General features: G+C 60.5%; 10 protein-coding genes. 8 read left to right on the top strand and 2 right to left on the bottom strand.

From position 1 onward, the window contains the following. The first annotated feature begins 228 nt into the window (after nt 1-228). From OUZ45_RS17220 to OUZ45_RS17210, 3 genes are all read left to right on the top strand, one after another. Entirely contained in the window at nt 229-1,629 is a 1,401-nt protein-coding gene (locus tag OUZ45_RS17220; RefSeq protein ID WP_266171397.1) for an ABC transporter transmembrane domain-containing protein, read from the top strand. A gap of 140 nt (nt 1,630-1,769) precedes the next feature. Continuing rightward, on the top strand, nt 1,770-2,081 hold the full coding sequence (locus OUZ45_RS17215; protein WP_266171396.1) for a cysteine peptidase family C39 domain-containing protein: 312 nt from the start codon (nt 1,770-1,772) through the stop codon (nt 2,079-2,081). Between the two features lie 5 nt (nt 2,082-2,086). Next, the gene (locus OUZ45_RS17210) at nt 2,087-3,532 is read left to right on the top strand and encodes a dienelactone hydrolase family protein (RefSeq protein WP_266171395.1); all 1,446 of its coding nucleotides are present in this window, start codon (nt 2,087-2,089) and stop codon (nt 3,530-3,532) included. Between the two features lie 39 nt (nt 3,533-3,571). Here OUZ45_RS17210 and OUZ45_RS17205 read toward each other — a convergent pair whose 3' ends face one another. Beyond that, the gene (locus tag OUZ45_RS17205; RefSeq protein WP_266171394.1) at nt 3,572-4,333 is read right to left on the bottom strand and encodes a nickel-dependent hydrogenase large subunit; all 762 of its coding nucleotides are present in this window, start codon (nt 4,331-4,333) and stop codon (nt 3,572-3,574) included. Nucleotides 4,334-4,342: 9 nt separating this feature from the next. Here OUZ45_RS17205 and OUZ45_RS17200 point away from each other — a divergent pair, with 9 nt between their 5' ends. After that, complete coding sequence (locus tag OUZ45_RS17200; RefSeq protein WP_266171393.1) at nt 4,343-4,618, top strand: hypothetical protein; 276 nt, start codon at nt 4,343-4,345, stop codon at nt 4,616-4,618. Nucleotides 4,619-5,054: 436 nt separating this feature from the next. After that, nucleotides 5,055-6,800 carry an ATP-binding cassette domain-containing protein gene (locus OUZ45_RS17195; protein ID WP_266171392.1) on the top strand — a complete coding sequence of 582 codons (1,746 nt, stop codon included), beginning with the start codon at nt 5,055-5,057 and terminating at the stop codon, nt 6,798-6,800. A 126-nt stretch (nt 6,801-6,926) separates the two neighbouring features. On the opposite strand, the gene OUZ45_RS17190 is transcribed toward OUZ45_RS17195, so the two are convergent. Further along, nucleotides 6,927-8,048: an NHL repeat-containing protein gene (locus OUZ45_RS17190; RefSeq protein ID WP_266171391.1), complete on the bottom strand. Its 1,122-nt coding sequence runs from the start codon at nt 8,046-8,048 to the stop codon at nt 6,927-6,929. Nucleotides 8,049-8,314: 266 nt separating this feature from the next. On the opposite strand from OUZ45_RS17190, the gene OUZ45_RS17185 reads away from it, so the two are divergent. The 3 genes from OUZ45_RS17185 (at nt 8,315) to OUZ45_RS17175 (ending at nt 9,665) form a co-directional block, all read left to right on the top strand. After that, on the top strand, nt 8,315-8,449 hold the full coding sequence (locus OUZ45_RS17185; RefSeq protein ID WP_266171390.1) for a hypothetical protein: 135 nt from the start codon (nt 8,315-8,317) through the stop codon (nt 8,447-8,449). 383 nt (nt 8,450-8,832) lie between these two features. Then, the gene (locus OUZ45_RS17180) at nt 8,833-9,045 is read left to right on the top strand and encodes an MbtH family protein (RefSeq protein WP_266171389.1); all 213 of its coding nucleotides are present in this window, start codon (nt 8,833-8,835) and stop codon (nt 9,043-9,045) included. A 458-nt stretch (nt 9,046-9,503) separates the two neighbouring features. Further along, the gene (locus OUZ45_RS17175; RefSeq protein WP_266171388.1) at nt 9,504-9,665 is read left to right on the top strand and encodes a hypothetical protein; all 162 of its coding nucleotides are present in this window, start codon (nt 9,504-9,506) and stop codon (nt 9,663-9,665) included. The last annotated feature ends 2 nt before the right edge of the window (nt 9,666-9,667 follow it).

Raw genomic sequence — 9,667 nt, 5'->3', positions numbered from 1 at the left:
TCGTCGCTTGCATGCGCAAGCTATTAACCGTGCTCAACGCCATGGTTCGCGACAACGCCTCGTGGCATCTGGAACATGCGACATCCGCTTGACTGCCAACACAGTTGCTCACCTCAGTCCTCTCCCCAGAGGGGGCAGGTGGCGAACACCTTGAAAGGGATGGCTCTAAGGATGTCAGGCGAACCGTCCCAGTCACATGATCGGACCCATGATCTGCTGCGCTCAATTATGCGCACGCTCACCGGTGTCGAGTTTGCGGAAACGGCGGCGTATGTCGTGCTGTCGCTGGGTGCGGCGTTTGCCGGCAGTCTTGCAGCGGTGCTACTGGTGCCCCTGGTCCAGCCGGGGCACACGCTGCCGTTCGGCGGTGCGCTGTTCAACGCAGGCCTTAGCGTCGAAATGCGGTCGGCCATCTTTGCCGCCGCGATGGTTGCCTTTGCCCTGTTGCGTTGGCAGGCAGCGCGGCTGGGAGCTCGCCTGGTGGGCCGTTACGGCATGAACCTGCGGCGTCGGGTTCACGCGCGCTTGATCGATGCTCCGTTGACGTCGCTGGCGGATTCGACGTCCGCGGAAATCGCGAACGTACTCACCCACAACGTCGAACTCATCATCCAGGGTTTCAGTGCCTTGCAGCAATTGCTGGTCGCCGGCGTCACCGCCGCCGTCAGTCTCGGTTTCGCGTTCTGGGTATCGCCTCCGCTGATGCTTGCTGCACCTCTGTTAGCTGCGTTGGGGCTGATGGCCTCGCGTGCCTATGGTCGCGAGCAGGCCTTGGTCAGCCGTCAGTACGTCGCGGACATAACGCGACTGTTCTGGCACAGCGAGGATTTTCCGCGACGCTTGCGCCACGTCCGCTCGTTCGAGAAAGAGGATGCGGAGAGAGCAAGTTACGGCGCTATTTCCGCCCGGCTGGGCCACGGCTACCGACGCCAGCTGGAGCTGGTGGCCACCGGGCGGTTGATGCTCGAACTGCTCGCGGCGATCGGGATTGCGGCACTCTTCGTGCTCGCCCATCGCTGGCGCGGTATCGATCAGTCGTCGCTGATTGCTGTGTGCCTGCTGCTCGGACGCTTGCTGCCCTACCTGGTGGCGACCCGGCAGAGCTTCCACCAGCTGCGTTCGGCCGCTTCGGCGTTCGAGCTCTGGCAGCGATATATGAGTCTGGGTCCAGAACGGTTGTCTGTTGCACCGGCGCACACGGCGACTTCTGGCGGCGCTCTGCACATTGAGCGGATGCGGTTGATCCCGCCAGCCAACGGTCTCGATGTCGCCGATCTGGTTTTGATGCCCGGCGAACTGACGCTGATTGCTGGTGACTCCAGCATCGGCAAGAGCAGCCTGGTCGACGTTCTGGCGGGCATGACGACGCCCGAGGCTTTTGCAGCACGCGTAGGCGAACGGTCCATCGATTTTGACGAGTACCGCGAGCTCGTGCGGAAAGGTGCCTATGTCAGTCAGCATGTCCGGCCCTGGCAGCATTCTGTGCGCGAGTGCCTGCTGTGGGCTGCGCCTGAAGCCACCGATGAGATGCTACGGAGTGTGCTGACGGACGTCGGGCTCGACAAGCGGCTGGCCGAACCGAACCGGCGTGGCGGCGACTGCGGACCAATGCCTGAACATCGGCAATAACCTCGTTGGTCGCTAGCGAAGCGACGGCTCGACTACGGCATTGCCGTCGTAAAGTATCACCTGCAGAAGGTCAAGTCTTGACCAGATGAATCACCGCGATTGAACATTGCGCCGGGGAATTTCATGGATGGATGTGCTATGTGAGCCAGGGAAACGACGGGGCAGGGCAGTGTCATGCCGATACTGTGGACACTTCAGCAACGGCCAATTCAGAGGCTCCCTCCGACACCCCTCCCGACACCGGGATATTGGGCTTGGTGCCAATTGCGCGGCTTCACGGCATTGCGGCCGATCCCGTGCAGCTCGCTCACGAATTCAAGGAGCCGGGCCGCTCGTTCGACCGTGACCTTGTCCTGCTGGCGGCCAAAAAGCTGGGACTCAAGGCAAAAGCTGTTCGATCGACGCCGGAGCGATCTTTTCCTAGTGCTTCATCTTTATGGAACCAAAAGTAGTCGAGATGCTCGCAAATCAATTTCGTCATGCACCTCATTTTGTTCGGGGTTTGGGCATCAGGTTGGTCACACTGATGCTGGTCGTGCTGTTTTCAATTTCTAAAACAGCTTCAGCGGACGGGGTGACAGATGCTTCGAAGGCGCCCAATGCGGCCTTGCTGCATGAGCGTGTACTGCGTGTTCCCGGGGATAGCGAACGTCCTGTTGCGCTGCAAATGACGCTCTATACCCCGCCTGGTGAAGGTCCCTTTCCGCTCGCGGTGATGAATCATGGGTCAAACGGCAAAGTACCTGCGGATCAGCAAGAGCGGTACCGTTTCTCGTTCTCTGCGTATTACTTTCTCTCTCGGGGATACGCTGTTGCTTTGCCGATGATGCGTGGCTACGCCGGCTCCGGTGGTCATATTGAGCGTCACGGCTGCGATGATCTTGCAACGGGCGAGCTGGCCGCGCGAGATATTCGTGGTGTGATCGACTATCTGCGGCAGCAGCCATATATCGATGGATCGCGGATCGTAGTGGCCGGCCAGAGTTTTGGTGGTTGGAACACGCTATCTCTAGGCCAATTCGGCGTGCCCGGCGTGAAGGGGCTAGTCAGCTTCGCCGGCGGCATGAAAGCCTCGGATTGCAAGGATCCTGACAAGGCCCTTGTTGATGCGGCGGGCGCGCTGGGAAAACGAGTCAGGCTGCCCTCCATCTGGTTCTTTGGCGACAATGATTCGGTCTTTGCCACACCGCTGTGGCATGCGATGTTTGAGAGCTATGCAGCAGGCGGTTCGCCGGCTGAGCTGGTTGTCTACGGCAAATTTGGAACGGATTCGCACAACGTGCTCGGCTCTGGCGACGGCCTGCGGCTCTGGGTTCCCAAGTTGGACGCCTTTCTTGCGCGCATAGGCTTGCCAAATGCCCCTGTATTTCCGGAATATTTGCCACAGCCACCTCCGCCGCCCAGTCATTACGCGGCCATCGACGATTTACAGGCACTACCTTATTTTGGCGAGGCCCAGCGCCCCTACTATCAGCAGTTCTTGAAGGAGCCGGTACCGCGTGCCATCGCTATCGGTCTGCGCGGCGCCGGCAGGGCCGCTGGTGGATTTGATCCCATTGCGCAAGCACTGGAAAATTGCGCAAAGACGACGCCGGGCTGTCGTCTCTACGCGGTCAATAACGACGTGGTCTGGACACGCCAGACTCCTGTGCCTGTGCCGAGCCATTTTGCTGAGCTGACGAACAAGGACGCCGTTCCATTTCTCAATGCGCAAGGGCGCATCGGTTATGAGAGGTTCTTGCAGATGGGGCGGCCGCGCGCGTTTGCGATTGCGCCGGATGGCGGCTGGGATGCGGCGTCCATGGGAATGGACCCGGCGGCTTACGCGCTAAAAGCGTGCAACGCCAAGCACCCGGGGTGTCGGCTCTATGCGGTAGATGGTGATGTGGTATGGCAGCAGTGAGGTGGACGAGGGCCGCTAGCGACGCAACGATGACATCCACTAACGAACGCGCGTATCGACGGTTCGTTCCAGCACAGTGGCATCATCGCCGATCAGGATATGAACCGTGCAATCCATGCATGGATCGAAGCTTTGAACGACGCGCTGGATATCGATGCCGACAAAATCATCCGGACCGTTGTAGCGGCTTTCAACGATGCGCGTGTTGGCCAAGGCTTGCTCGAGCGGCCCCGGCGTACGATCGGGCATGCGTGTTCCGACATTGATGCGTGAAGGGATGGCAATCTGGTAGTTGTCGATCACCTGTTCATCCAGCACGGCCCAGTGCGCCAGGAAGCCACGACTGGCCCCCCACAAGCCGACGCCGAGTCGCTGTCCCGTCGGCACGTTGTCGAGCGATACACGCGTTCTGGTTTCGCCGGAGGCAATGGCTGCCTCGGCCAGCGCGATATTCTCGCGAGTGACTCCGATATTGAACGCGAGGGAATACGCACGGGCGCGGTTGCGTTCGAATGCGTTCCATAGCGAAGGGATGTTCCAGCGCAAGGTGATTTCGCCGCCATGTTCATCTGGCAGGCTGAAATCAAGTCCGGCACCGTCGGCCGCCACGTGCTTGCCGGGCGGCAATGCTCGCGCCGCTGCGCTCAGGTAAAGCCGTGCATAGGCCCCGACCTCGAAATTGTGGCCGCGCCAGGTGAGGCTCGAACCCCAGCTATAGGCACGCGGATTGTGCGCCCTGGCCGGTTCGGTCCTTTTGTTCCATGGGTGCAGGTGCGAGATGGGGTTGCCTTTATCGGCCATGCGCTGGGCTTGGCCTCCAACACCGACGCGCACTCGATCATGTATTACGCCTTGACGGCGGATAACCGGACACTGGATGCCAGGGATGTGTCGGATATCCAGTCGTTGTACGGCCATCCGACGGCGTCCGCACAAACGGAGAGCCAGGCGCAGCAGTTGGTGCAGGCCATGGCCTCGTTCGATGCCGGGCAAGGAGCGTGGGAAGCTTCGCCGATCATGCCTGATCTGCACTTGATGGCCTCGCTGGCGATGCCAGCGTCGAACCATGGGTTGCGCGGGGCATAATCCGGCCCATCATTTCTTCGGGCCTTTACTCGATATCGGCTCTACCGCCGCGTGGCTCGATGCTCTTGTCGGCCATGCCGCGGTAGCGTTGGCATCCACATGATTCGGTGACGCCTTCGGCGACGACCTGTTGGCGTGGGCCATCGCCCGCGCCCACCTTTCCACACATCGTGTGCCCGAGCTCGACCTAAAAGACCTTGAAAGGGATGGCTCTAAGAGCCGAATCGCTTGCGGCGGTGGCGTAGGCGCAACCTTTTCTCCTGAGGGACGCACTCATCCACGGCGGGTGCTCGCGGTCACGTACATCGAAACCCGCTTCGAATCTGCGGCGTCGCAAGATTGCCCCCTCACCCCAACCCTCTCCCCGCAGGGGAGAGGGAGCTAAAACCACGCCACCTGAAGCTTCTCGCAGACACTGAAAGGGATGGCTCTAAGGATGTCAGGCGAACCGTCCCAGTCACACGATCGTGCCCATGATCCGTTGCGCTCGCTTGTGCGCACGCTTACGGGTATCGAGTTGGCGGAAACGGCGACGTATGTCGTGCTGTCCCTGGGCGCGGCGTTTGCTGCCAGTCTTGCGGCGGTGCTGCTGGTACCCCTGGTACAGCCGGGACGCACGCTGCCGTTCGGTGGCGCGCTGTTCGACGCGGGCCGTAGCGTCGAAATGCAAGCGGCCATCTTTGCCGTCGCGATGGTGGCCTTTGCCGTGTTGCGTTGGCAGGCCGCGCGACTAGGTGCGCGCCTGGTGGGGCAATACGGCGTGAGCATGCGGTGCCGGGTTCACGCGCGCCTGATCGATGCTCCGTTGACGTCGTTGGCGGATTCGACCTCCGCGGAAATCGCCAACGTCCTCACCCACAACGTCGAGATCATCGTCCAGGGCTTCAGCGCCCTGCAGCAATTGCTGGTCGCTGGTGTCACCGCTGCTGTCAGTCTCGGTTTCGCGTTCTGGGTTTCGCCGCCACTGATGCTTGCGGTGCCGCTGCTTGCGGCTCTCGGGCTGCTGACTTCGCGTGTCTATGGTCGCGAGCAATCGTTGGTCAGCCGTCAGTACGTCGCGGACATAACGCGACTGTTCTGGCACAGCGAGGACTTTCCGCGGCGCTTGCGCCACGTCCGCTCGTTCGAGAAGGAGGATGCGGAGAAAGCGAGTTACGGTGCTATTTCCGCCCGGCTGGGCCACGGCTACCGGCGTCAGCTGGAGCTGGTGGCCACCGGGCGGTTGATGCTCGAACTGCTGGCGGCGATCGGCATTGCGGCGCTCTTCGTGCTCGCCCATCGCTGGCGCGGTATCGATCAGTCGTCACTGATTGCCGTGTGCCTGCTGCTCGGACGCTTGCTGCCTTACCTGGTGTCGACCCGGCAGAGCTTCCAACAGCTGCGTTCGGCCGCTCCGGCCTTCGAGCTGTGGCAGCGGTATATGAGTCTGGATCCATCACGGCTGCCGGTTGCGGCATTGCACACGGCGCCTCCTCGCGGCGCACTGCACATTGAGAGGATGCGGGTGACGCCGCCGGCACCCGGCCTCGATATCGGTGACCTACGGCTAGTGCCGGGTGAGCTGACCTTGATTTCTGGTGACTCCGGCATCGGCAAGAGCAGTCTTGTCGATATTCTGGCGGGCATGATGACGCCCAAGGACTTCGCGGCACGCGTCGGCGAACGACCTATCGGATTCGACGAATACCGCGAGCTCGTGCGGAAGGGTGCCTATATCAGCCAGCATGTGCGGCCTTGGCAGCATTCCGTTCGTGAGTGCCTGCTGTGGGCTGCGCCCGAAGCAACGGATGAGATGTTGAGCAGCGCATTGACTGACGTTGGCCTCGATAGGCGTCTGACCGGTTCGCAACACGGACTCGACACCACGCTGCACAGCTCATCGAGCCGGCTTTCCGGAGGTGAGTTGCAGCGACTGATGCTGGCCCAGGCTATCTTGCGGCAGCCCTTTCTGGCCTTGTTGGACGAAGCCACCAGTGCGCTCGATGCCGCCTCTGAGATCGAGGTTCTTTCAGCGATAAAGCGTCGTCTGCCGCGGACGATCCTGATCGTCGTGTCGCACCGGCCCGGCGTGGCGGCGATCGCAGATCAACGCCTGAACATCAGCCATAACCTTGTCACTACGGTTGCCGGGAAAGCTGATCTGCGACGCACAACGCCATCGTTTGGTTCATCGGTTGAATGAGTTGATCCAGGGACGCTGATCGATGACCTGTCGTTGCTTTCTACGAAGACAGGCGAGACACCTGGAAAAAGCAGGCCGCCGTGCCCGACCTGACTTCCTGGCGCGGCGGCACTGAAATGTTTACTTCTAATCCTCGGTGGGCGGGACGAGAGCAACGACGAGGTCATTGGCGACATCGTCGATCGCCGCGTAGTTGAATGCCGCGTTCTGAGCCGACAGTACCGTGGCTATGCCGAATGCACCGCCTTGTGAAGCGTCGACATTGGATTCTCCGACGAAGCGACCGAAGCGCGTAAATTCCACAATTTCACTCGGATGCAGAGGATCTGCATTGACCGCGTCACCGTTGGCGGTGAGTAGATGCCCATTGGGAGCAAACGCTAACGCCAGGGGGCCGCGCAAGTGGGGATCCACAAAGACAACGTGGCCTTGGTTCACTGCCGTGTTGCGTCCGCCCGCGTTGGGCACGGCGAAGATCGCGTTGTCCGCGGTAGAAGCGACGAACAGCGTATCCGAGCCTCCGTCATAAGCCAGCCCCGTTGGCCCCAGGACCAGCGCTGCCGCGTTGGGTTGATGGGCATACCCCATGGCTATCTGTACTTTTCTGGTGACCACGAACCCCGAGGCACCCATGCTGACATCCAATCGCGATACGGTGCCGCTGAGCACGTTGGAGACGAATATTTGCGCGCGATAGCCTTGATCGTTGACAGCAAGATCCCAGGGGCTATCCAGGAACGTGCTATCGGACAGCGTAGTCACCAGATTGCCGTGGCGGTCGATGACCTGGAGCGCTCCTTGCGAAATCGTGTTTACCGTGCCATCTGTCGTTGGCACGTTTCCAACGACTACGAAGCCACGGCTAAGCACACCCAGTGCGGTTGTCAGGCCAGGAAGATGGCTTTGGAAAAACGTCGTGGCATTGCCGGGAATGCCCGCTGCGACACCGGGCGCCAGGTCACCGGTGGGCGTCAACTTGATGATCGTTGTTCCAATGCCCTGCAGATTGTTGATGTTGTTAAAATTCGATACCAGCACATCGCCGGGAGCTATGGATCCGCCTTGAGGGAAGTTCCGGGGTACGAATGCAACGCCGTATGGGTTCAAGTCACCGTTCGCCGGGATCGTCGACGATGTGATGCTGCGCGGTAGGAAATCCGTCGCTTGCGCAATACCGATGGAGTAAAGGAGTAGATAGGCGAGTCCGATCGCGGATACGCGGGTCACCCTTCGAATATCCATGCTCATGGTTGTCTCCTGCTTCAGTCGGGGACACCAGGACCTCTCCACGCCCCTGGAACGTGTGGCCCGGGTGCGGTGCACGCCGATGCGCCGCGCCATGGTCGGTCGCACGTCGGAGATGTGCATTGCCTGAAGTGAATCCATCCCACCATGCGCGATGGTTCATCGGTCATGGAGAGTGATTTAGATCACGTTTATCCAGCTTCGCGGGGCGGTGTGCGGCAGGCGAAACCGCGGTACGACATACCTGGGGTGGGCTTGGCGCGTCTGCTATGAGGCTCCTGCGTAAGCAGATCGCGCTCGACAAGATGCCAAGCCATGGCAGCAGCGATACGCATGCCAGCGTCCTGCCGATGGATGTTGCGATCAACGGCGCACGAACCTGGCAAAAGCAGGAACGGCGGTAGGCCGGGTCGCTTCGATTGCATTTTTGAGAACTGCTTCGCATTGAATCGATATCAATGCATGTGGACGAGTGCGTTCGATCACGCATGAGCCATGCTTACGCGCGAGCAGGTCACGTGAAATGATGATTTTCACATTCTTGCGGCTAATCGCAAGAACGTGCTTGTTGACAAGCCGCTCCGTGGTACTCGAAGAATACAGGCGATGAGTGCAATGGATTTGTGTCTGCATGTCTCTCCTCTGTTCATGCCTTGAAATGGATTCAAGATCAGATCGCCACGCAGCAGCGTGGCGCGCTTCGCCTTTTCGTTGCAGGCCAATTCCGTGTGGTGAATGTGTTCGTCGTCCGGCAGGGCGATGACGGTTTTTTTTCGCAGGAGCGTGCATGTCCAACCGTTCGATTCAGTCGGAAACGCTGTATGAAGTGGTGGTCAACCAGGAAGCGCGGTATTCCATCTGGCCTTTGATCAAGGCCTTGCCGCTCGGGTGGACGAAGGCTGGCAAGCAGGATTCGAAAGCGGCCTGCCTGGCGTTCATCAATGAGGTCTGGGCGGATATGCGGCCTCTTTCGCTTCGCGAAGAGATGCGCGTGAGTTAGTCCGCGTCGCAAGCGGAAAAATGCAATAAAGCAACGGCATCCTTTCCTGGGTCCATGACTCGCCAGATGGACGGCGCGGTTTGTTCTGTGCCATGCATCTGACGCCACGCGCGTGTTTGCGCGCACGCCCCAGGGGGCTGCTTGCCGAGTCTGCCGCACGTCACACCTGCGCCCGCCTGCCAGCGTCCTGGAGGATGGCGTGATTTTGGGGTGGGATTGTGGCCCGAAATGTGTGCGTTACATGTGAAGAACGTACTGCTTTTCTCAGGACAGAGCTCGCACCATTTTCAGATGGGGCTTGAGCTATTCGAGTGTGACGCGGGCTTTCGGGAAGCGATGCGTCACGCGGACGGCGTGGCGCGCGCGCGTTGCGGCGAACGCAGCTCCCGGGCGTTCCCGTCATCGCCAACGCCACGGCGCGACCCTGCGACGGACAGCGCATTGCAGAAACGCTGGCTATGCAGATGGCGTCGCCCATGCCGTGGGTGGATTCGATCCGTTATCCGATGGGGCGATGGGTGGTCGAGTTCGAAGACATGGGGGCCAGCGTTCTTTCCAAGACAGTCGCCGCCATCAAGGCCAGCGAGAGGCGGTCCTACGCCCGCTTCCTTGATCACTGAGC

This window comes from Dyella subtropica (genome assembly GCF_026283965.1).
In the GTDB taxonomy this organism is placed as follows: domain Bacteria; phylum Pseudomonadota; class Gammaproteobacteria; order Xanthomonadales; family Rhodanobacteraceae; genus Dyella_D; species Dyella_D subtropica.
This window is presented reverse-complemented; position numbering and strand designations above follow the sequence as displayed.